General features: G+C 71.9%; 19 protein-coding genes and 3 pseudogenes. 12 read left to right on the top strand and 10 right to left on the bottom strand.

The genetic code is table 11. The features are described 5' to 3' along the window. Positions 1–117 precede the first annotated feature (117 nt). From IG08_RS0103690 to IG08_RS0103670, 5 genes are read right to left on the bottom strand one after another with little or no spacing between them, the layout of a single operon-like run. Entirely contained in the window at positions 118–954 is an 837-nt protein-coding gene (locus tag IG08_RS0103690; protein ID WP_043453050.1) for a hypothetical protein, read from the bottom strand. Then, the gene (locus IG08_RS60575) at positions 951–1,883 is read right to left on the bottom strand and encodes an ABC transporter permease subunit (RefSeq protein WP_030596177.1); all 933 of its coding nucleotides are present in this window, start codon (positions 1,881–1,883) and stop codon (positions 951–953) included. The genes IG08_RS0103690 and IG08_RS60575 overlap by 4 nt, the downstream gene beginning before the upstream one ends. Next, positions 1,880–2,878 carry an ABC transporter permease gene (locus IG08_RS0103680; protein ID WP_052424469.1) on the bottom strand — a complete coding sequence of 333 codons (999 nt, stop codon included), beginning with the start codon at positions 2,876–2,878 and terminating at the stop codon, positions 1,880–1,882. The genes IG08_RS60575 and IG08_RS0103680 overlap by 4 nt, the downstream gene beginning before the upstream one ends. After that, complete coding sequence (locus IG08_RS0103675) at positions 2,875–3,768, bottom strand: ABC transporter ATP-binding protein (RefSeq protein WP_030596172.1); 894 nt, start codon at positions 3,766–3,768, stop codon at positions 2,875–2,877. Before IG08_RS0103675 ends, IG08_RS0103680 begins: the two co-directional genes overlap by 4 nt. Then, a complete protein-coding gene (locus IG08_RS0103670; RefSeq protein WP_030596170.1) occupies positions 3,765–4,166 on the bottom strand; it encodes a GntR family transcriptional regulator in 402 nt (133 codons plus the stop codon). Before IG08_RS0103670 ends, IG08_RS0103675 begins: the two co-directional genes overlap by 4 nt. 111 nt (positions 4,167–4,277) lie before the next feature. On the opposite strand from IG08_RS0103670, the gene IG08_RS0103665 reads away from it, so the two are divergent. From IG08_RS0103665 to IG08_RS0103650, 4 genes are read left to right on the top strand one after another with little or no spacing between them, the layout of a single operon-like run. Then, the gene (locus tag IG08_RS0103665; RefSeq protein ID WP_030596169.1) at positions 4,278–4,820 is read left to right on the top strand and encodes an RNA polymerase sigma factor; all 543 of its coding nucleotides are present in this window, start codon (positions 4,278–4,280) and stop codon (positions 4,818–4,820) included. Then, positions 4,817–5,647, top strand: coding sequence for a cupin domain-containing protein (locus IG08_RS0103660; protein WP_030596168.1), 831 nt, complete (start codon positions 4,817–4,819; stop codon positions 5,645–5,647). Before IG08_RS0103665 ends, IG08_RS0103660 begins: the two co-directional genes overlap by 4 nt. After that, entirely contained in the window at positions 5,644–6,507 is an 864-nt protein-coding gene (locus tag IG08_RS0103655; protein ID WP_030596166.1) for an ABC transporter ATP-binding protein, read from the top strand. The genes IG08_RS0103660 and IG08_RS0103655 overlap by 4 nt, the downstream gene beginning before the upstream one ends. 8 nt (positions 6,508–6,515) lie before the next feature. After that, positions 6,516–8,033 (top strand): ABC transporter permease, encoded by a 1,518-nt coding sequence (locus tag IG08_RS0103650; protein ID WP_078655436.1) that lies wholly within the window; start codon positions 6,516–6,518, stop codon positions 8,031–8,033. A gap of 34 nt (positions 8,034–8,067) precedes the next feature. Here the strand turns inward: IG08_RS0103650 and IG08_RS0103645 are convergent, their stop codons facing one another. Then, positions 8,068–9,375, bottom strand: a complete 1,308-nt coding sequence (locus IG08_RS0103645; RefSeq protein ID WP_030596156.1) for an RNA-guided endonuclease InsQ/TnpB family protein — start codon at positions 9,373–9,375, stop codon at positions 8,068–8,070. A 75-nt stretch (positions 9,376–9,450) separates the two neighbouring features. Here IG08_RS0103645 and tnpA point away from each other — a divergent pair. Both tnpA and IG08_RS0103635 read left to right on the top strand, forming a co-directional pair. Then, positions 9,451–9,678: pseudogene (gene tnpA / locus IG08_RS0103640) on the top strand (IS200/IS605 family transposase); the annotation flags it as partial. A gap of 277 nt (positions 9,679–9,955) precedes the next feature. Beyond that, a complete protein-coding gene (locus tag IG08_RS0103635) occupies positions 9,956–10,597 on the top strand; it encodes an ABC transporter (RefSeq protein WP_234342798.1) in 642 nt (213 codons plus the stop codon). Here the strand turns inward: IG08_RS0103635 and IG08_RS0103630 are convergent. Together IG08_RS0103630 and IG08_RS0103625 are read right to left on the bottom strand one after the other, a co-directional pair. Next, positions 10,581–11,225 (bottom strand): class I SAM-dependent methyltransferase, encoded by a 645-nt coding sequence (locus IG08_RS0103630; protein ID WP_030596152.1) that lies wholly within the window; start codon positions 11,223–11,225, stop codon positions 10,581–10,583. The two genes, IG08_RS0103635 and IG08_RS0103630, sit on opposite strands and share 17 nt — an antisense overlap. A gap of 10 nt (positions 11,226–11,235) precedes the next feature. After that, on the bottom strand, positions 11,236–11,820 hold the full coding sequence (locus IG08_RS0103625) for a TetR/AcrR family transcriptional regulator (RefSeq protein ID WP_030596149.1): 585 nt from the start codon (positions 11,818–11,820) through the stop codon (positions 11,236–11,238). Between the two features lie 145 nt (positions 11,821–11,965). Between IG08_RS0103625 and IG08_RS0103620 the strand changes: the two genes are divergently transcribed. The 3 genes and pseudogenes from IG08_RS0103620 to IG08_RS56365 all read left to right on the top strand — a co-directional run. Continuing rightward, the gene (locus IG08_RS0103620; RefSeq protein ID WP_030596147.1) at positions 11,966–12,997 is read left to right on the top strand and encodes an aldo/keto reductase; all 1,032 of its coding nucleotides are present in this window, start codon (positions 11,966–11,968) and stop codon (positions 12,995–12,997) included. Further along, positions 12,994–13,185: pseudogene (locus IG08_RS58780) on the top strand (LLM class flavin-dependent oxidoreductase); the annotation flags it as partial. The gene IG08_RS0103620 and the pseudogene IG08_RS58780, both read left to right, overlap by 4 nt. 186 nt (positions 13,186–13,371) lie before the next feature. Further along, positions 13,372–14,055 (top strand): annotated as a pseudogene (locus tag IG08_RS56365) (LLM class flavin-dependent oxidoreductase); the annotation flags it as partial. Positions 14,056–14,232: 177 nt separating this feature from the next. On the opposite strand, the gene mshD reads toward IG08_RS56365, so the two are convergent. Further along, the gene (gene mshD / locus IG08_RS0103605; RefSeq protein ID WP_030596140.1) at positions 14,233–15,159 is read right to left on the bottom strand and encodes a mycothiol synthase; all 927 of its coding nucleotides are present in this window, start codon (positions 15,157–15,159) and stop codon (positions 14,233–14,235) included. A gap of 155 nt (positions 15,160–15,314) precedes the next feature. Between mshD and IG08_RS0103600 the strand changes: the two genes are divergently transcribed. Together IG08_RS0103600 and IG08_RS0103595 are read left to right on the top strand one after the other, a co-directional pair. Beyond that, positions 15,315–17,126 carry a bifunctional metallophosphatase/5'-nucleotidase gene (locus IG08_RS0103600; RefSeq protein ID WP_030596138.1) on the top strand — a complete coding sequence of 604 codons (1,812 nt, stop codon included), beginning with the start codon at positions 15,315–15,317 and terminating at the stop codon, positions 17,124–17,126. Positions 17,127–17,232: 106 nt separating this feature from the next. After that, a complete protein-coding gene (locus IG08_RS0103595) occupies positions 17,233–18,426 on the top strand; it encodes an LmeA family phospholipid-binding protein (RefSeq protein WP_030596136.1) in 1,194 nt (397 codons plus the stop codon). A 10-nt stretch (positions 18,427–18,436) separates the two neighbouring features. Here the strand turns inward: IG08_RS0103595 and IG08_RS59935 are convergent, their stop codons facing one another. Next, positions 18,437–18,820, bottom strand: coding sequence for a hypothetical protein (locus IG08_RS59935; protein WP_158812180.1), 384 nt, complete (start codon positions 18,818–18,820; stop codon positions 18,437–18,439). Between the two features lie 143 nt (positions 18,821–18,963). Between IG08_RS59935 and IG08_RS0103585 the strand changes: the two genes are divergently transcribed. After that, a complete protein-coding gene (locus tag IG08_RS0103585) occupies positions 18,964–21,777 on the top strand; it encodes an nSTAND1 domain-containing NTPase (RefSeq protein ID WP_052424467.1) in 2,814 nt (937 codons plus the stop codon).

Below are 21,777 nucleotides of genomic sequence, written 5' to 3'. Positions count from 1 at the left end.
CAATGGTTACGGAGACATGGCGTGTGGGACACCGAGGGACGGCTCCCGGGCGTCTACATGCCCGGTCCGTACGTCCCTCCCCCCGTAGGAGGGACGTACGGACCAGGGCCCCGGTGGTCAGGCGGTGCGGCGGCGCAGGAGCCAGAAGGCGGTGGTGACGGCCGCGGCGGTGATGGCGAGGGCGAATCCGGTCTCGACCAGCTGGAGGGGCCAGAAGTGGGACGCGGGGTGGTATGTGCCCTCGCCGAGGTTCATGACGTTCACGGGTGTCCGGTAGCCGTTCTTCGCGTCGCCGGCGGCGGTCTCGTGCGGCCACAGGTGGGGCGTCGTCTCGTGGACGAGGATGCGCACGGTCCCCGCGACCAGGAACCCGACCGCGAGCGCGGGCAGGGCGCGGCGCAGCAGCAGGCCCGCGAAAGCGCCCACGGCGAGGGCGAGGAGGGGCCAGGCGATGGCGGTGGTGCCGTTGGTGCCGAAGGTGTTGTCGCGGTCCCAGGTCCAGCCCATGGGGAGCGTGTTCGTGTCGTACGCCAGCCGGTGCAGCAGGACCAGCACGGTCGTACCGGCGGTGAGGAGTACGGCGGGGACAGTGAGCTTGGCGGCCAGCCAGCGGGTGGGCGTCACGCCCTGGGTCCAGGCGAGCCGCGCGGTGCCGTTCTCCAGTTCACGGCCGATGAGGGCGGCGCCCGCCCAGGCGGCCACGAGGCCCGGGATCCAGAGGATCAGGAACTCGGCGAGCGTGAAGGCACGGTAGTAGTTCATGATCGAGCCGCCGCCCCACGTGCACGGGCGCTGCCGGGCGCAGAGCCGGTTCCACTCGGCGACGGCCGCGTCCGCCCCCGGGCCGTACGCCCACAGCAGGAGCGCTGCGACCGCCGTGAAGGCGACCAGCCAGCCGGTCAGCGCGGTGCGGTGCAGGCGCAGCACCGTGGGGGCGGGGAGCGTGGCGGTCATACGGCGGACTCCTTGCGGGCGGCGCCTGTGCGGTGGCGCAGTGTCCAGAAGGCGGCGGCCGTCGCGAGGGCGGTGATCGTGAGGAGGATGCCGGTCTCGACGAGGTTCATGGGCCAGAAGTGGGACTGGGGGTGGAAGGTGGACCAGTAGCCCGTGATGCCCAGGTCGTCGGTGCAGCGCTTCATCTCGGCGGCGGTGCCGTCGCAGCTCCAGTAGTCGACGCTCGTGTTCCGCTGCCCGTGGACGAGGACGCCGTTCTCGATCTGCGACGCGCTGTTCGGCAGCTCGATCTCCGTGGCGGAGGTGCGGGTCACGGTCGGCCAGAACTCCTCGCGGTGCTGCTCCAGGTACACGTTGAGGGAGATCATCACGGCGACGGCCACCCCGAGGGCGGGCAGCGAGCGGCGCAGCACGATCGCGGCGAGCGCGCCGACCGCGAGGGCGCACAGGCCGTACGCCACCACCGCCGGGCCGCGGGCGGCGAACACGTCGCCGAAGTCCCAGTTGTCGCCCATGAGGTCCCGGTTCGCCGACCACGCCCAGCGGTAGACGGGGACGAACACGGCACCGGCGAGGACCAGCACCAGCGCGGGCAGGGCGAGCTTGGCGGCCAGCCAGCGGGTCGGCGAGAGGCCCTGCGTCCAGGCGAGGCGGGCCGTGCCGGACTCCAGTTCGCGGCCGATCAGCGCACTGCCCGCCCAGGCGGCCACGGCCCAGAAGCTGTAGTACATGGCCGTGCTGACCCAGCCCATGGGCTCGCTGTAGTCGAGCCAGGCCCAGTCGGACCCCGACGCGCGGGCGGAGTCCGCGGTGATCTCGTTCAGCCACACCAGGCCGGCGACGGCGGCCAGGACGAAGGCGGCCCACACGATCAGCGCGGTGCGGTGCAGCCGCAGCACCGTGCGGGGCAGGCCGGTGACGGCACTCATACGGCGGCTCCCTCGGGGGTGGTGGTGCGGCGGCGCAGGCCGCGGAAGGTCACCACGGTCAGCAGGGCGGTGACGGCGAGGAGGATGCCGGTGGCGATCCACTGCAGGGGCCAGTAGTGGGCGGCCGGGTGGTAGTCGTTGAACCAGCTGACGGCGTCCAGATCGGCGTAGTAGGCCTGGCACTGTGCGGTGGTGTCGGCGGTGCAGTGTGCGTCGGCGATGCGCGCACCGGTGGCGGTGATGACGCCCTGGGTGACGCTGATGCCGTTGCCGGACGGGCCGACGTTGTGCGCCATGGGGGTCACCTTGGTGACGGTCGACCAGAGGTGGGGGATGAGCAGGTGGATCCCGAACCACAGGAACGCCGTCACGCACAGGCCGCCGCCGAGGGCGCCGAAGGAGCTCGCCCGGCGCAGGCCGATGAGCGCGCCGGCGACCAGCCCCGTCAGGGCGAGGGCGACGACGACCGGGCCGCTCGCATAGAAGGTCGCGAAGTCGGACCAGCTCTTGGCGGTGTCGATACGGCCGTCGCCCGCGACCCACGCGTGGCGGTGCAGCGCGACCAGCGCACCGGTGCCGACGGTGACCAGCAGCGCCGGAAGCGCCAGCTTGGTGGCCAGCCAGCGGACCGGGGAGAGGCCCTGCGTCCAGGCGAGGCGCGCGGTGCCGTTCTCGACCTCGCGGCCGATGAGCGAGGCGCCGGACCAGGCGGCGACCAGGAACGGGACGGCGAGGACGGCGTAGGTCGCGTACTCGTAGTAGTCCTTGTAGCGCAGGATCGCGTCCTGGTCGTAGGCGCAGGGACCCATGTCCGCGCAGGCGTTGTACCGCTGCCAGGCCTCGGCCGCGGCGTCGGCGAGCGGACCGGCCAGCCACAGCAGTGCGGCGGCCAGGGCGAGGATGAGAGCGGTCCACAGGTACAGGGCCGGGCGGTGCAGGCGCACGACCCACCGGGTCAGGTGCACCCGGGTGGGAGCGGTCAGGGCGGCGCTCACGCGGAGAACTCCTCGCTCTTGGCCGGGGTCAGGGCCGGTGCCTCGGGATTGCGCAGGTAGGAGAGGACCAGCTCCTCCAGGGAGGGCGTGCCGCCCTGCCAGTCGGCGCGGAGCGTGCCCACCGGGCGGACCAGTGCGCTGACTTGGCGTCCGGTCGTGCGGGACTCGATGACGGTGTGCGGGGAGAGGTCGCTCTGCGCCGGGGCGGACACGCGCGCGTGCCCCTCCAGCAGCTCGTCGATCTCGCCGGCCAGCCGCACCCGGCCCTCGCCGATCAGCAGCAGGTGGTCGCAGGAGTCCTCCAGCTCGGCGACGACGTGCGAGGACATCACGATGGTGGTGCCGTGCTCGGCGGCCTGGGCCATCAGGACGCCCATCAGCTCGTGCCGGGCCAGCGGGTCGAGGTCGGCCATCGGCTCGTCCATGAGCAGCAGTTCGGGCCGCTTGCCCAGGGCGAGGGCGAGCGCGACGCGGGTGCGCTGGCCGCCGGAGAGCGAGCGGATCCTCTTCTTCGGATCGAGATCGCCGCCGGCCACGACCCGCTGGGCGGCGGCCGCGTCCCAGTGGCCGGGGTTGAGGTCGGCGCCCATGCGGAGCGTCTCGGCGATGCTGAGCTGCGGGTACAGCGGCTTGTCCTGGGCCACGAAGCCGACGCGTGCGCGTGCCGCGCCCGGGGTGGTGCCGAGGACGGTGACGGTCCCCCCGGTGGGAGCGGTCAGCCCGGCGGCGAGGGCGAGGAGCGTGGACTTGCCCGCCCCGTTGGGTCCGACGACGGCGCAGACGCGGCCGGCGGGGAGCCGGAAGGAGCAGTCGCGCAGCGCCCAGGTGGCGCGGCCGAGCCGGCCGAAGCGCTTGGCCAGCGCGTCCGCTTCTATTGCCGTGTCGGTCATGACGGTTCTCCCTGGCTGTGCTGGTTCAGGAAATGCTTCTCGAGTACGGCAGTGAAGAGTGCGGCCACGTCGTCCCGGTCCAGCCCGGCCTCGCGCGCCTTCGCCACCCACGTGTCCAGCTCCCCGGGCAGCGGGGAGTCGGCGGTGGCGGTGCCCAGCCCCCGCTTGACGAAGGTGCCGAGGCCCCGCCGTGCCTCCACCAGTCCCTCGCGTTCCAGTTCGCGGTACGCCTTCAGGACGGTGTTCGGGTTGATGGCGGTGGCTTCGACGACCTCGCGGGCCGTGGGCAGCTTGTCCCCCGGCTCCAGGTGGCCGAGCCGGAGGGCCTGCTTGGTCTGCTGGACGATCTGCACGTAGGTGGCCACGCCGCTGTGCCGGTCGATGCGGTACTCGACCATGCGTTCCACCACCCTTTCACTAATTGAGTAGTGAAAGGGTGGTGCAAAGATGATCCGAAAGTCAAGCGCCGTCGTGTGAACCGATCGGCGGAGCTCGTCCGATGAGGTGACGTGAGGGAAACGAGAAGCGACGGAGACCTGCTGCGGGCCATCGCGGCGGACGGGGACCGGCGTGCCTTCGAGGAGCTGTACCGGCGGTACGCGCCCTGGCTGCTCGCGCGACTGCGCGGCCGGTGCGCCGACGCCGGGGTGGTCGACGACGTCGTACAGGAGACGTTCCTCGCGGTGTGGCGGGGGACCGCCAAGTACCGCGAGGAGGGTGACGTGGCCGGGTGGTTGTGGCGGATCGGCTCGCGAAGGCTGATCGACGCGCTGCGCGGCGACGGGGCACGGGGACGGCTGCGGCAGGCGCTGACGCGACTGCGGCACCGGGACGAGGCGTCCGCTGAGGAACGCGTGCTCGCGGGGGTTGAGCACGGGGACCTCGCGGGCGCCCTCGTCCGGCTGTCACCGGAACTGCGGGCGGTGCTGCAGGCCACGGTCATCGACGGGCTCACCACCCGGGAGGCGGCCGTCCTCCTCGGCATTCCGCCGGGCACGGTCAAGACGCGGGCGATGCGGGCCCGTCAGCAACTGCGGGAGGCGCTGGCATGAGTACCTGGCATGTGGCCGAAGAAGATCTACGGGCCTACGCGCAGGGCGAGTTGACCGCTCCCCTCCTCTGGTCCGCCGACACCCACCTGATCGCCTGCGCCGAGTGCCGGGCGGGGCTCGCCGAAGTGAGCGACCCGGTCGCGCTCGACGAGGGCTGGGAGCGCCTCGACGCCGAACTGGACGCCCCGCGGCCGGGGTTGCTGGAGTCGCTGCTCATGCGCCTCGGCATCGCCGACCACATCGCGCGGCTGCTCGCGGCCACCCCGGTACTGCGCCGGTCCTGGCTGGCGTCGGTCGTGTTCCTGCTGCTGACGACGGTGCTGGCGGTCCGTTCGACCGACTCGCCGACCCTGTTCCTCGCCCTCGCGCCCCTCCTTCCCCTCGCCGGGGTGGCCCTCTCCTACGGCCCCGCGCTCGACCCGACGTACGAGATGGCCGTCGTGGCGCCGATGCACGGCTTCCGGCTGCTGATGATCCGTACGGTCGCCGTGCTGGTCGCCGGACTCGGTCTCAACGGGCTCGCGACCCTCGCCCTGCCCGGCTACGGCCTGCGCGCGCTGGCCTGGCTGCTGCCCGCGCTCGCCCTCACCATGACCGGGCTGGCGCTCACGGCCCGCCTCGGTCCGGTGCTCGCGCCGTCCCTGGTCGGCGGCTCGTGGGTCGCGCTGCTGCTGATCACGCACGCCCAGCAGACCTCGGCGGGCGATCCGCTCGCGCCGTTCACCGCGGCCGGACAGGGCGTGGCCGCGGCGGTCGCCGCGCTCGCCGCCGGGCTGCTCTTCCTCCTCCGTGACCGCTTCGACCTCTTCAACGGGAGCGCCGAATGACCACCCCGACCGTCTCCGCCTCCGGGCTGAGTCTCCGCTACGGCGGCACCCGCGCCCTGGACGACGTGTCGCTGCGGCTGACCCCGGGCGTGACCGGCCTGCTGGGTCCCAACGGGGCCGGAAAGACGACCCTGTTGAGGGTCCTGGCCACGGCCGTCCCGCCCGACCGGGGTGCCTTCACCGTCCTCGGCCACGACCCGAGCACGTCCCGCGGCCGCCAGGAGGTACGCCGCTCGCTCGGCTACCTCCCCCAGACCCCCGGCTTCCACCCGGACTTCACGGCCTTCGAGTTCGTCGACTACGTCGCGATCCTGAAGGAGCTGACCGACCGCACCGCACGCCATCGCGAGGTGCGGCGGGTGCTGGAGGGAGTCGACCTCGGCGACGTACGCGGCCGGCGGATCAAGAAGCTGTCCGGCGGGATGCGGCAGCGGGTCGCGCTGGCGGCGGCGCTCGTGGGCGACCCGGGCTTCCTGGTGCTCGACGAGCCGACGGTCGGCCTCGACCCCGAACAGCGCATGCGCTTTCGGGAGTTGATCGCGCAGGCGGGCGAGGGCCGGACGGTTCTGCTCTCCACCCACCAGACGGAGGACGTGGCGATGCTCTGCCACCGGGTCGTGGTGATGGCGGGCGGCCAGGTGCGCTTCGAGGGCACCCCCGCCGAGCTGACCGCACGGGCGGCGGGGCGGGTGTGGAGCAGCACGGAGCGCGACCCGGGTGCGAAGGCGGGCTGGCGCACGGGCACCGGCTCCTTCCGCAACGTAGGCGATCCGCCGGCCGGTGCCGACCTCCTCGAACCGACCCTGGAGGACGGCTACCTGCTCACTCTCGACGGTGCGGGCGCGGAGGTGGCGGCGTGAGCACGGTCATGGAGAGAACGGCTCCCTCCGTGGGGGATGACCAGGCGCGCCGCTCGTGGGCCGCCGTGTTCGCGCTGGCCCGCTTCGAGACACGCGACCTGCTCTGGTACATCCCGGTGCTGGCCACGCTCGCCCTGTATCTCGGCCTCACCGGCTGGTCGCTGTTCAACGGCCGTGAGGGCATGGACGCCTTCCCGGCCCTCCAGGACGCCGACCGCGCTACGCAGTCCGGTTCGGCGCTCTTCGGGATCGCGCTGTTCGTCTGCGTCAACCGGGCCGCGCTGCGCTCCCGCCGACGCGGTACGGACCGGCAGTTCGAGGTGCTGGTCATGGAGTCGTGGCGGCGTACGGTCGCGCACGTGCTGTCCGTCGTGCCGTTCGCGGTGATGACGGCGCTGATCGTGCTGGCCGAGTTCATGGTGCAGGCGCTCAGGCCGGGCGCGGTGGGCCACGGCTCGCCCGCCGAACTGGCCGTCGGCCCTCTGTACGTGCTGCTCTGCGGTGCCGCGGGCGTCCTGGCGGCCCGGCTCATCCCGTCGGTGTTCGCCGCGCCGGTCATCGTGATCGGCATCTTCGCCTTCTTCATCTTCGTCGCCGCGGGCACGGGCGACGCGGAGTGGAGCCGCTGGCTGATGCCGGTTGTGAGCGAGGCCAGCACGAACACGCTGCCGTCGGAGCTGATCGGTCGGCCGGCCGCGTGGCACGCGCTGTATCTGACGGGGCTGGCGCTGCTGGCGGCGGTGGGTGCGGTGCTGGTGGGCGGCGGCCGCTCCCGGGTGCTGAAGGCGGGGGCGGCCGGTGCGGTGGCGCTGACGCTGGCGGGTGCGGTCGGCCAGTCCGGAGGCGTCTCGCCGGAACTGACGGCGGCGCGGAAGCAGGCGTCGGTGGCACCGGCGGAGGACGAGACGTGCGTGGGGCGTGACGGCTCGAAGTACTGTTTCTTTCCCGAGTGGACGGGCCGGGTGGGTACCTGGGCGGGGGCCGTGGACCGGGTCCAGTCCCTCGCGGGCGGCTCGGCGGCTTCGGAACAGTTGCTCGTACGGCAGCGGGTCGAGGCGCGCTACGGCCTCACCGGCGACGGCGCTCTGGACCCGCTCAAGGACTCCGGGCAGGTCACCGTCGGCACCCGCTGGGGCGGCAACCGGGTCCCGGAGTTCTCGGTGGCGGTCGCCTCCGTCCTGGTGGCGGGCACCGAGTCCAAGGGCAGCGAGCTGTGCGACGGCCGCATGGTCACGGTCATGTGGCTGGCACTGGGGGGTGCCTCCGACCCGATGACCTCCCTCCGTAACGTCCGCCTCGACGACAGCACGGCCGGCTCCTCGATCGTCCTGGCGCCGACCGACTCGCTGTCGATGTCCGCCGGACAGACGGATGTCGTACGGGAGTTGCTGTCCCGGCCGCGGGCCGAGGTGACGGCCGCGGTGAAGAAGAACTGGGCCGAGCTGACGGCCTCGGGAGTCACGACGGCCGAGGTGGCTCGGGTGCTGGGGGTCGAGGTGCCGAAGGGGGCGGATGAGTGTGATTGAAGCTCTCTCCCCCGTGAGTGGGGGAGATTCCTACCTACCTTGCGGTGGCTGGTTTGACGCCGTGACCAGCGCGCCTGACGACTGCCCTCCCGGCAGCCGGGACGAGCGCGTGGCCCGTCCGGTATCGGTGAAGCACGGTGCGGGCGGCGTTGTGATCGGCGTTGCCTTCCCAGCCGCACGCGGGGTTGTTGCACACGAACTCGGCCTGGTTCCTCCGGCTGCCCGGTGTCACCGTGTGGCACTTGGAACACTCCTGGGACGTCCCCGGGGCGGGAACTTCGGCCAGAAGTCCGCCCCGCTGGGCGAGTTTGTACGCCAGCAGCTGCACGGTGTGCCCCCAGGCCTCGCCGAGGATCGAGCGGTTGAGGCCTGCCTTCTGCGCGACGTTCTTGCCTGGCTGCTCGATGGTGCCTTTGGCGGACTTGGTCATGTTCGTGATGGGGAGTGCTTCGACCGCCACCGTGCCGTATGTGTGCGCGATGGCGGTGGTGGTTTTGTGCTGCCAGTCCTCGCGTCGGCGCTTGGCTGTCGCGCGGATGCGGGCGATCTGGTCGTACGTCCTGTGCAGGCGGCGGCTGGTTCGCTCGCCCTTCTTCCGGTGCTCCTTACGGCGGGCGGCGCGCTGCTCGAAGGACAGCAAGCGGGCCTCCTCCTTCTTGGACAGCCAGGGGTCGTGCTCGGCTCTTTCGCCGTCGGACAGGGCCAGTGGGATGGTGACCCCGGCGTCGATGCCGACCTCGGGCCCCGGATGTTCGGCGGGGGCTTTGGTCAGGGCCTGGACGCGGAAGGCGATGTGCCAGCCCAGAGCGTCCTTGACCAGCCTGGCCCCGGTGATCCTGTTGTTCTTGTCCGCACCCCTACCGACCGGGAGGTCCTTGGTCCAGCGGAAGCGGACCCGGCCGAGCTTGGGGATAGTGACCATGCCCCACCGGCGGTGCACCCGCACTACGTGGAGGTCACGGCCCTGCGGGATGTCGACGCTCAGCTTCGTGCGGATGCGGGACTTGAACTCCGGGGCCCCCGCCCGTCCTTCCCAGCAGTTCCGCCACGCCCGGAAGTAGGTCTTGAGCACCGCCTGGGCGGACTGCGCGGGCAGCACCCCGAGCCAGTCGAGCTCGGCCCGGCCCTGCCGGATCACCCTGTCGGCCGCCGCCAGGGTCCGCTTGGCCCTGGGCAGCATCGTCCACCAGTCGTGCAGCAGGTTCCAGGTGGTACGGGCCGCATGTGCCTGCCCGTCCAGGACCGCCACCTGGGCAGGGGTGAGTGCCAGTCGGGCGCGATGCCCGAACTGCCGCTTCACCAGCCCCTGTTGACCGTCCTGTTGCTTCACGGAACGGGACATTGACATTGGTTTATGTCACCGAGGTGGAAGCCAAACAAAGACGTCAGAACCGGTCGACAAGTGATCTACAACCTTCACGTCCATCTCCTGGTGCACTATCCGCCCAAGGTCGCCCTGTCGAAGCTGGTGAACTCTCTCAAGGGCGTTTCCTCACGCCGCCTGCGCCAGGAGTTCGAACCCCACGTACGCCGCCACTTGTGGGGCGGACGCTTCTGGTCCGGCTCCTACTTCGCAGCCTCCTGCGGCGGAGCACCCCTCACCATCGTCAAGCAGTACATCCGACAGCAGCAACGCCCGACCTGACCTGCACCGCCCGGCTCCGCCGGAACGCCACCCCGACGCTCCGCCGTGAACGGCGGAGGTGAAGCCGATGAACCTGGTAGGGGGAGTGGACGGGACTGTGGAGGTTCACTTCTTGGCCGACCGAGTCGGGATGGGGGTCCCCCGCGCGAGCGCAGCCAAGCGTGGGGAAGTGCGGGCATTGGCCGGGGCCAGGGGGGCGGAGCTCCCTGGTGGGAGCGAACAGTTGAGGGGAGCCGACAAATTGAGAGGAGCCGACAAAATGAGAGGAGCCGACAAAATGAGGGGGACGGCGCTGGTCCGGCCCGTGGCACGTACGGTGCCGTGGTGGGCGTTGGGCGCGGGGGCGGCCGTAGGACTGCTGGTCGTGGGGTTGCCCCGGCTGACGTCCGGTCCGCCGGACGCGTGGCTGGGCCTCAATCTCCTCCGCGCCGCGGCCCTCGCCTTCGCCCTGGGCCTGACCTTCCTCCTGGACGACCCCGCCCGGCACGTCACCACCCCTGTGACGACCCGGCGTTGGGTGCGGACGGGGCTGCGGGTGGCGCTGGTCGCCCCGGTGGCCGCGCTGTGGTGGACGGCGGCGCTGGCTCTCGTCCCGGCGGGGGCCCGCCCCCCGGTGGGCGCGATCACCCTGGAGGCGGCGGCGACGATCGCCCTCGCCCTGGCCGCCGCGGCCACGGCCGTCCGCCTCTCGGACGAACCCGAACCGGGCCCGTCGGTCGCGGCCGCCCTCCTGACCACGGCGACCCTGGCCCCGCTGCTCCTGCCCGGCCGCTGGGACCTGTTCGTCGCGGTGGGCGACCCGCGCTGGGAGGCGGCACACCAGCGGTGGGCGGTGCTGCTGGTGGGAGCGGTGCTGGTGTGGGCGGCGTGCGGGCCGGAGCCGCTGCGGCGCAGGGCCCTTGTCAGCGGACGGTCGTAGGGCGTGGTTCCGCGATACCGACGATGAACTCGCCCTGCGTGCGGATGTCGGCCGACCACCCCAACTCGGCGAGTTCCCCGTTGAGTTGATCCGGATCGTGGAGGACCTTCACGATCCGGTACTCGCTGCCGTCGTCGAGCCGGCGTATGTCCGAGGCGACTTCCTCGCGGGCGGCCGAGGCGGGGCCTTCGTCGATGAAGACGACTTTGCCGCCGGGCGCGAGTGCGGCGGCGACGGTGTTCCAGAAGTCGCCCAGCCGGGACGGCGGGACGTGGGAGAGCCAGAAGGCGAAGAACACGGTGTCGTAGCGGCGCGACGGCCGCCACCGGAACAGGTCGGCCTGCTCGAAGCGGACGTCGGGCGCGGCGGTCCGGGCTCGGGCGATGCCCAGCACCTCCGGTGACGCGTCGACGGCGGTCACCGAGCGCGCCCGCGCTGCCAGGGCGCCGGTGCACTGTCCGGTTCCGCAGGCCAGCTCCAGGACGTCCCCGGTGATCGGGAGGTCGTCGGCCGCGCGCCGCAGCTCGCGCAGGTCCTCGCGCTCGGCGTACACCCGGTCGTACTCGGGAGCGCGGGCCCGGTAGTAAGCAACCTGTTCCGCCAGCAGGGCATCCTCGTCGATTGCCATGAACCCGACACTAGCCCCGAGGGGCCGGCAGACGCAGTCCCGCGATGAGGAGTTCGACCAGTCGGCGTGCGTCGTAGCGGGGGTCGCTGTCCGCGCCGATGCAGAGGTTTCCGACGCCGCGCATGAGTTCGTAGGCCTGCAGGGCGGAGCGGATCTCGCCGGCGGCGGCCGCGGCTTCGAGCAGTTGGGTGCACACGGGCACGAGGCGGTCGAGGAAGTAGGCGTGCAGCGCGTCGAAGTCGGCGTTGCCGGACTGCAGTACGGCGGCGAGGCCGTGCTTGGTGACCAGGAAGTCGACGAAGTGGTCGATCCACTGGGCCAGTGCGGCGTGCGGGGTCGCGCTGGACCGAAGCAGAGCCGGCCCTGCCTCCGCGCAGGCCTCCACCTGGTGCCGGTAGACGGCGATGATGAGATCCGCCCGCGTCGGGAAGTGGCGGTAGATCGTGCCGAGCCCGACGCCGGCCTCGGCCGCGATGTCGCGTACCGGCGCTTCCACGCCCGACGTGACGAAGACCGCGGCGGCCGCGTCGAGCAGCGTCTCCTTGTTGCGCCGGGCGTCCTTGCGCCTGGACGCACCCTCGTCGCTGTCGTTCACCGTGCCGTTCCTTCCCCTGGCGAGCCTCACTACCGAGCCTCACTGCCGAGCCCCACTACCGAGCCTTGTTAAACGGAACGGTGTTCCGTATCGTCGTTCCGGAACGAGGTTCCGTTTACTCATCATGTCACGGAGGAACACCGTCATGCAGTACCGCACCTTGGGCCGCACCGGCGTGCAGGTCAGCTCCCTCGCGCTCGGCGCGATGAACTTCGGCGCGATCGGGCGCACCACCCAGGACGAGGCCACCGCCATCGTCGACGCCGCTCTCGACGCCGGCGTCAACCTCATCGACACCGCCGACATGTACGGCGCCGGCGAGTCGGAGGAGATGGTCGGCAAGGCCATCGCCGGCCGTCGCGACGACATCGTGCTGGCCACGAAGGCGACCATGCCGATGGGCGACGAGCGCAACCACCAGGGCAGTTCGCGCCGTTGGCTGGTCACCGCGCTGGACGACAGTCTGCGCCGGCTCGGTGTCGACCACGTCGATCTGTATCAGGTCCACCGGTGGGATCCGCGCACCGGTGACGAGGAGACCCTCTCGGCCCTCACCGACCTCCAACGCGCGGGAAAGATCCGCTACTTCGGCTCCTCGACCTTCCCGGCGTACCGCGTCGTGCAGGCCCAGTGGGCCGCTCGCGAGCATCGTCTGAGCCGTTATGTCACCGAGCAGCCCAGCTACTCGATCCTGCAGCGTGGCATCGAGGCCCATGTGCTGCCGGTCGCCGAGGAGTACGGGCTCGGCGTGCTGGTGTGGAGCCCGCTGGCCTCGGGGTGGCTGTCGGGCGCGGTCCGCAAGGGACGGGAGGTCACCACCAACCGCTCGGCGTTCATGCCGGAACGCTTCGACACCGCCCTCCCCGCCAACCAGGCCCGGTACGACGCCGTCGAGCGGCTGGCCGGGATCGCCGACGAGGCCGGCCTGACCATGATCCAGCTCGCGCTCGGCTTCGTGACCGCCCACCCCGCCGCGACCAGCGCCCTCATCGGCCCCCGCACGCCTGATCACCTGCACGCACAACTCGCCGCCGCCGACACCGTGTTGCCGGCCGACGTCCTCGACGCGATCGACACCGTCGTCGCCCCCGGCACCGATCTGGCCGCGCACGAGAAGTTCGACACCCCGCCCGCGCTGCTCGACCCGTCACTGCGCAGGAGGCCGACGACCCGATGACCGACACCCCCCGGCCCCGTTTCGGGATCATGACCGCCCCCATGCAGGTCGACTACCACGAGGTCTTACGCGTCTGGCGCGAGGCCGACGCGATCCCGGAGATCGAGCACGCCTGGCTGTTCGACCACCTCATGCCGATCGGCGGCGACCCGGACGGCCCGGCCTACGAAGGCTGGACCCTGCTCTCGGCCCTAGGGCCTGTCCGGCGGATCATGCCGGCGTCGCGGGGTCTGGCACGCACATCTGCGGCGTTGTCGTCGGTTGCCGACGCTCCGCGTCGCCGCCCTCCTCCGCCTTGCAGCTGCACGCACCAGACCCCGCTCGGGTCAGCTAAGACGTGCCGTTTCTTACAGCCGGCCTGATCCGCCGGACAGGCCCTGGCAGCCCGGACCCGCCGCCTGCGGCTCGGCGTCATGGTGACCAGCAACCGCTTCCGGCCGCCCGCACTGCTGGCCAAGATCGCCACGACCGTCGACATCGTCTCCGGCGGACGGCTCGACTTCGGTATCGGCGTCGGCTCACGGCCCGGCCATCCCCTGGCCCGACGCGAGTACGCCGCTCACGGCCTGCCCTTCCACGACACCACCCACGCCGTGCAGAGCCTCGCCGAAGCGTGCACGGTGATCCGGCGGTTGTGGACCGAGGAGAAGCCGTTCGACTTCCACGGCACCCATGTGAAGCTCACCGGAGCGTTCGGCAACCCCAAACCCGTCCAGCGCCCCCACCCGCCGATCCTCATCGGCGGACGCTCGTCCGCGACGCTGCGCGTGGTCGCCGAGCACGCCGACCTGTGGAACATCCCGGGCGGCGACATCGACGACGTCGTCGCCCGCAGCGCACTCCTCGACCGCTGCTGCGCCGAGATCGGCCGCGACCCCGCCTCCCTCACCCGCTCGATCCACCTGTCCGTCTCCTACGACCGGCCCGCCCTCACCAAGGACGCGATCGGCGAGGCGATCGACGCCGGCTTCGGGCACATCGTCCTCGGGCTGTCGGCGCCCTACCCCGTCGACGTCGCACGGTGGGTCGCCGACGAGCTCATCAGCACGTCGGCCTGAGCAGGGCCGGTGAAGTCGGATGCGGTGGTACAGCGCCCTGTTGAGGGGCGCGGGGCTGTATCGATGTGCGGCTCCGCCGCGATGGGGGTCCCCCCGCTCGAGCGCAGCCGAGAGTGGGGGAGCGACCAGCCACGACGCACCCGCAGCCGATGCGCCGCGCTTCCAGCGGAGCGCCCGTCACGTCTCCGTGCGGTACATCAGGTCCGTCTCGTACGTCGTGAAGCCCAGGCGTTCGTACACCGACACCGCCGCCTTGTTGTCGGCGTCGACGTACAGCATCGCCGTGGGCAGGCCCTGCGCGGCGAGGTGGCGCAGGCCGATCGTCGTGAGGGACTTGCCGAGGCCGCCGCCCTGGGCGCCCGGGCGGACGCCCAGGACGTACACCTCGCCGATCCGCTCCTCCGCGTGGACCTTGGTCCAGTGGAAGCCGATCAGTTCGTCGCCCCGGAAGGCCAGGAAGAAGCCGGCCGGGTCGAACCACGGTTGGGCGACACGGTCGTCCAGGTCCCGTTGGACCAGGGAGCCCTGCTCGGGGTGGTGGGCGAAGGCGGCCGCGTTCACCGCGAGCCAGGACGCGTCGTCCGAGCCGGGGACGAAGGTCCGTACCGTCACGCCCTCCGGCAGCACCGGCTCGGGCAGGTTCAGGTCCGTCAACGGGCGCCGCATCTGCCGTAGTTCACGGAAGAGGGTCAGGCCCAGGACCTGGGCCAGATGGCGGGCGGCGGAGTGGCCGCCGTGGGCCCACACCCGCAGCCGCTTGCCGGAGGCGGCCAGCAGGGCCGAGCCCAGCGCCCGGCCGTGCCCGTGGCCCCGGTGCGCGGGGTGCACGACCAGTTCCGCCGCCGGCGCCTCCACCGGGTCCGTGTCCTCCAGCTGTGCGTAGCCGACCAGTTCGGGGCCCACAGAAAGGAGCAAATGGGACACGCCCTCGCGCGGGCCGCCCCGCAGTTGTAGCCGGCCCTGTTCCGACACCGCCTGCTGACCGTCGTTCCCCGCCGCCTCCGCCAGCAGCGCGAGGACCGACTCGGTTCGTTCCGGGGTGAGCTCGGAGTGGGTCTCGATCGAGCGGGGGATGCCGGGGTGTGCGGTGTCGTCGCTGGTCATGCGTACGAGGGTAAGGGGAGGTCCGGGCAAAGTGGCGGCAAAGAAGCAACCAGGATGTAACCAGGAAACCTCTGTCGCGCTACGCGCGTTGACCCTAGGCTGCGCCGGGACGGGGCCACTTCCTCACCCGAATCAGAAGAAGCACAGGGGGGCGTATGCCAGCCATATCCCAGCCGCACCAGCGCCGCAGACGTCGTACGTACCGTCTGGTGGCCGCAGCCGCCGGTCTCGCCACCGCCGGCGCCCTCGCCGCCGCGCTGCCGGGCAGCGCGAGCGCGGGCGAGAGCAAGGGCAAGCCCGGTGGCCACACGAGTCGCTACCAGGACGTACAACTGCTGTCCTTCAACGACCTGCACGGCAACCTGGAGGCGCCGTCCGGTTCGTCCGGCCGTGTCACCGAGCTCCAGGCCGACGGGACGACGAAGACCATCGACGCCGGTGGTGTCGAGTACCTCGCCACCCACCTGCGCGAGGCCCGCAAGGGCAACGCCTACTCCATCACCGCCGCCGGTGGCGACATGGTCGGCGCCTCGCCGCTGATCTCGGGTCTCTTCCACGACGAGCCCACCATCGAGGCGCTGAACGGGCTCGACCTGGACGTGACCAGCGTCGGCAACCACGAGTTCGACGAGGGCGCGGTCGAACTGGCCCGTCTGCAGAAGGGCGGCTGTCACCCGACCGCCGGCTGCTACACGGACGAGGAGTTCGAAGGGGCGAACTTCCCGTACCTCGCGGCCAACGTCCTGAACGAGAAGACCGGCAAGCCGATCCTCAAGCCCTACTGGGTCTGGAAGAAGAACGGCGTCAAGGTCGGCTTCATCGGCGTGACCCTGGAGGACACCCCGGGTGTCGTCTCCGCCGAGGGCGTCAAGGGCCTCAAGTTCAAGGACGAGGTCGAGACGATCAACAAGTACGCCAAGGAGCTGCAACGCCAGGGCGTGAAGTCGATCGTGGCCCTCATCCACGAGGGGGGCGCCCCGGCGTCCTCCGCGTACAACTACGACTGTGACGCGCCCGGCGCCGGCGACGGCATCTCCGGTCCGATCGTCGACATCGCCGAGAACATCACCCCGCAGGTGGACGCGCTGGTCACCGGCCACACCCATGCGGCGTACGCGTGCACGATCAACGACCCGGCGGGCAACCCGCGCACGGTCACCTCGGCCGCGTCCTTCGGCCGTCTCTACACGGACACGACGCTGACGTACGACCGTTGGACCGGCGACATCGCCCGTACGTCCGTCGCATCGGCGAACCACGTGGTCACCCGGACCGTCGACAAGGCGGCGGACATGACCGCGCTGATCAGCAAGTGGAACACCCTCGCGGCGCCCATCGGCAACCGCGCGATCGGCTACATCTCTGCCGACATCCCGAGCACCGGCACCGAGTCGCCGATGGGTGACCTCATCGCCGACGCGCAACTCGCGTACGGCAAGGAGCTCGACCCCGAGACCGACCTCGCGCTGATGAACCCGGGCGGCGTCCGGGCGGGCCTCACCTACGCGGCCAAGGGGACGGAAGGCGACGGCGTGGTGACCTACGCCGAGGGCTTCACCGTGCAGCCGTTCTCCAACACCGTGAACCTGCAGGACTTCACCGGCGCCCAGCTGATCCAGGTCCTCCAGGAGCAGGTGAGCGGCACGAACGCGGCCTCGCCGAAGATCCTGCAGCCGTCCTCCGGTCTGACGTACACGCTGGACCTGACGAAGGCCGGCGCGGAGCGGATCGTCGTCGACTCCATCCAGCTGAACGGTGCGGCCATCGACCCGGCGGCCACCTACCGCGTCGCGACGAACAGCTTCCTCGCGGGCGGCGGCGACGGCATCACCACGCTGGGCCAGGGCACCAACGACCTGGTCGGCGGGGACGACCTGGCGGCGCTGCAGCAGTACCTGACGGCCAACTCCACGGCGACGAGCCCGATCGCGCCGCCGGTGGCGAACCGGATCACGGTCGTTCAGTAGATCGCTCAGCAGATCCCTCAGCAGATCGCTCGGTAGATCGTGAGCTGAGTCGCATACCTCCGGTTGAGGTTGCGGGTGGGGGGCACGTGCATGGTCGTATGGATCGATGCGTGCCCCCCACCACATATCGCCGCACACCTACTCAAACCCGTACGAGGAGCTCGGCGCCCTCGACGACGGCCCACTGGAGGAGGTCCTCCACGAGGACCTGCCGGACGACGAACCCTGGACCCCGCCCCATCACGGCCGCAGCCGCCGTCGGCGGCGAGGGCGGTTCGCCGGTCTCCCGCTCGCCCTGAAGGCGGTCTGCGGTCTCCTCACCCTGGCCGCCTTCCTCGTCCTCGCCGACCGCTGGGCCCTGCTCTACGCCGAACACCGCGCGGCGGACACGCTCGAGGACCAGTTGAAGCTGAGCGCCGCTCCCGAGGTGGAGATCGGCGGGTTCCCCTTCCTCACCCAGGTCGCCGACGAGCGGCTGGACTCGGTGCGGGTGACCGTGCCGGACGTCGCCGCGGACCGGGTCTCGCTGGCCCGGGTGACGGCGACCGCGCACGACATACGGCTGCACGCGGACGGGCCGACCGCCGTACGGGGCGCGGGGATTCCCCGGCTCGACGGCGACGTCCTGCTCGCCTTCGACGACCTGAACCGTGAACTCGGCGCGTCCCAGGTCACGTTCACGGGACAGGGCCGGGACCGGATCCTGGCCCGCGGCACGCTGCCGGTGGCCGGACACGACCTGCGGCTGCGGGCCGACGCGCGCATCCGGCGCGACGGCGGCCGGGGCATCGACACGCAGATCGGCGGAATGCGCCTGGACATCGGGGACTTGGCCACGTACCGCCCCGGCACCCGTGCCTCCCAAGGGCTGCACCTGACCCGAGACGCCGCGGCGGCCCTGACCCACGAGACCCGCAAGGCGAAGGCACTGCTGGCGGTTCCGTCGGTGGTGCGGGCGCTGGGCGTGCCCGACTCCACCGTGCGTGACGCGCTGCGCTCCGACGCCGCGCTGTCCCGTCTCACCGGCCGACCCGACTTCGTACGGCAGGCCATGGGCCTCAACCTCGTCGACGTGGCCGTGGAGAACCCCGACCTGCTCCAGCGTCTCGGCTTCGACCCGGCTCTACTGGACGCCCTGACCCGCCTGACCCGCCCCGTCCTCGCCGACCGCCTCTCCCTGGCCTTCCAGCTCCCCGAGCCGCCGAGCGGTGAACTGCGGCTGCGGGACGTGCGGGTGGAGAAGGACGGGATCAGGGTGCGGATCGAGGGGGCCGGGCTGGCGGTCGGGCGCTCCGACTAGCACTGGGGCACTAGCACTGGGGAAGGATCGGGTACGGCTTGAGCCCGCCGCCCCACAGCCAGCCGGTGTTCGTCCCGCCCCACCGGATCTTGACCCAGTCCGACTGGGTGCGCCCCCACTGCGTGACCGTCGCACCGTCCGGGACGAAGCAGTCGGCGACGGCGCGGTCCCCGGACTCGAGCTGCCCGATCGCGTTCCCGGGCTGTCCTCCCGGCCACCCGGGACTGTCCCGGACGGCCAGGGCGGGTACGGCCCAGGTGCCCACCTCGACGATCTCCGAAGCGGGGCCTGCGGGCGTCGCGCTCGCCGGTGCGGCCGGTGCGGAAAGGACGATGCCTCCGGCGACGGCCGCGGCGCCGGCGAGTGTCCTCAGCGTTGCTGACCTGGATTTCACGGTGCTCCTCGGGTGCTGGCGGTGACGGATTGGTGGTTCCGAAGTCGTGTGTAGCGCAGTTGTGTTGATTGGTTTCGGGCGTCGGTGAGTGAACAAACGAGTCCTGAACAATCGGATCTGTCCGATCGGGGGAGGACAGGCAGATGCCACGTTCGGAGCGCCCGCTGGACGAGGGCGACGGCGTGCTCCTGGAGTTCGCCGCCGACCTGCGGCGGTTACGGAAGAAGGCCGGCAGCCCGACGTATCGCGAGCTCGCCGGGCGCGTGCACTACTCGGCGGCGACGCTCTCGGAGGCCGCGGGCGGCCGTAAGCTGCCGAGCCTCGCGGTGGCCCTCGCGTATGCACGCGGGTGCGACGGCGACGTCGAGGAGTGGGAACGGCGCTGGCACGCGGTGGCCGCCGAGCTGGCAGACGACCGGGACGAGGCGGCGGGGGAGGTCCGCGAGGACGGTGACGATCCGCCGCCGTACGCGGGACTCGCGGCGTTCCAGGCCGAGGACGCCGACCGCTTCTTCGGCCGCGAGCGGCTGGTCGAGGAGTTGACCGCCCGGCTGTCCCGGGAGCGGTTCACGGCCGTCTTCGGCGCCTCGGGCGTGGGGAAGTCCTCGCTGCTGCGCGCGGGTCTGCTGCCGCGCTGGCGATCCGGGGCCGAGGGCTCTGTGGGCTCTGCGGGCTCCGCGGGCGGGGAGCGGGAGGCGGTGCTGTTCGTGCCCGGACCGCATCCGCTGGAGGAGTGCGCGATCCAGCTCGCCCGCATCACCGGCCGCGCATCCGGGCCGCTGCTCGCCGAGCTGACCGCCGACCGGCGGGCCCTGCACCGGACGCTGCGGCAGGCGCTGGCCGAGCGGCCCGAAGGGGCCGAACTGCTGCTGGTGGTCGACCAGTTCGAGGAAACCTTCACCTTGTGCCGCGACCCGGCCGAGCGCACCCGGTTCATCGACGCGCTCGTCACGGCCGCACGGGCCGAGAACAGCCGCTGCCGGGTCGTGCTCGGTGTGCGCGCCGACTTCTACGCCCACTGCACGAGCCACCCGGAGCTGATCGAGGCGATGAACGACGCCCAGATCGCGGTCGGCCCCATGACCACCGACGAGTTACGGAAGGCCGTCACCCAGCCCGCCGTCCGGGCCCGGTGCACGCTGGAGAACGCCCTGCTCGCCGACCTGATGGCACAGGCGTACGGGCAGGTCGGCATCCTGCCGCTGCTGTCCCACGCCCTGCTGGAGACCTGGCGGCGCCGACGCGGCAACACCCTGACCCTGGCCGGCTACCAGGCGGCCGGCGGCATCGACGGCGCGCTCGCCCGCACCGCCGAGACCGTCTACACCGGCCTGACTCCCCTGAGGCAGAGCCTGGCCAAGGCCCTGTTCCTGCGGCTGACCGCCCTCGGAGACGGGACCGAGGACACCAAGCGGCTCATCAGGCACGGTGAGCTGGACACCGCCGATCCCGACACCGCCGCCGTCGTGGAGCGGCTCGCGGCCGCACGCCTGCTGACGCTGGACCGCGACGGCATCGAGATCGCCCATGAGGCGCTGATCCGCCGCTGGCCGCGCCTGCACGACTGGCTGTCCCAGGACCGCGAGGGCCTGCGCATCCACCGCCGGCTCACCGAGGACGCCGACGCCTGGGACTCGCTCGGGCGCGACCCCGGAGTCCTCTACCGCGGGTCCCGCCTGGACCTGGCCCGCGGCTGGGCGGCTGCCCGGGACCCACAACTCACCTCGGGGGAACGGGAGTTCCTCGACGCCAGCCTGGCCGCCGAGGCCGCCGAGCAGGCCGCAGCCCGCCGCCGGGCGCGTCGGCTGCACCGGCTCGTCGCCCTGCTGACGGCGCTGCTGGTCCTCGCGACCACCGCCGGGGTCACCGCCTTACGGGCCCAGCGCCAGGCCGCCGAGCAGCGCGACATCGCCACGTCGCAGCGGGTCGCGGAGCAGGCCTCCGCCCTGCGCCCGACCGATCCCGCGCTGTCCGCCCAACTCAGCCTCGCTGCCTACCGGCTGGCCCCCACCGTCGAGGCCCGCGGCAGCCTGCTGAGCACTTTCGCCACCCCGTACGCGACCGAACTGCCCGGCCAGAGCGGTGAGTTGCCCGTGGTGTTCCGCCCGGACGGGCGCGTGCTGGCCACCGGCGGCGAGGATCGCACCGTACGGCTGCGCTCGCTCGCCGACCCGCACCGGCCGCGGACGCTGGCCGTGCTCAGCGGGGACGCGGGCAAGGACGAGGGTGCGGGCTCGGGCGAGATGTACGCGGCGGCGTTCAGCCCGAACGGCCGCCTCTTCTCCGTCGCGTACGGCGACGGAACCGTACGGCTGTGGGACGTGACGGACCCGCGGCGCCCCGCCCGCCTGCCCGCCCTCCGTGCGGGTCCCGCCGAGTCACTGGCCTTCAGCCCGGACGGCCGCACCCTGGCGACCGCCGGCGACGGCACCATCCGCCTGTGGACGGTCGGCGACCTGCGACGGACCGCCCAACTCACGACGCACACCGGCGACTTCGACTCCGTGGCCTTCAGCCCCGACGGCCGCACCCTGGCCGCCGGCAACACCGACCACACGGCCTGGCTGTGGGACGTCACCGTCCCCCGCCGCCCCGAGCGGCTCCCGCGGCTCACCGGCCACACGGGCGCCGTCGCCGCGGTGGCCTTCAGCCCCGACGGCCGCACCCTGGCCACCGGAAGCCTCGACCACACCGCGCGGCTGTGGGACGTGGCCGAGCCGGGCCACCCGGAGGAACGGGCCACGCTGACCGGCCACACCGCCGACGTCAACGCGGTGGCGTTCACCCCCGACGGCCGCACCCTCCTCAGCGGGGCCAACGACTGGGTCACCCTGCTGTGGGACCCGGATCCGGAGCGCGTCGCGGACCGGGTCTGCCGCACGGCCACGCCGGTCATCGGCCGCGCGGAGTGGGGCCAGTACTTCCCTGGACTGGCCTATCAGCCGCCGTGCCCGTAG

The organism is Streptomyces fulvoviolaceus, from assembly GCF_000718165.1.
Lineage (GTDB): Bacteria > Actinomycetota > Actinomycetes > Streptomycetales > Streptomycetaceae > Streptomyces > Streptomyces fulvoviolaceus.
This window is presented reverse-complemented; position numbering and strand designations above follow the sequence as displayed.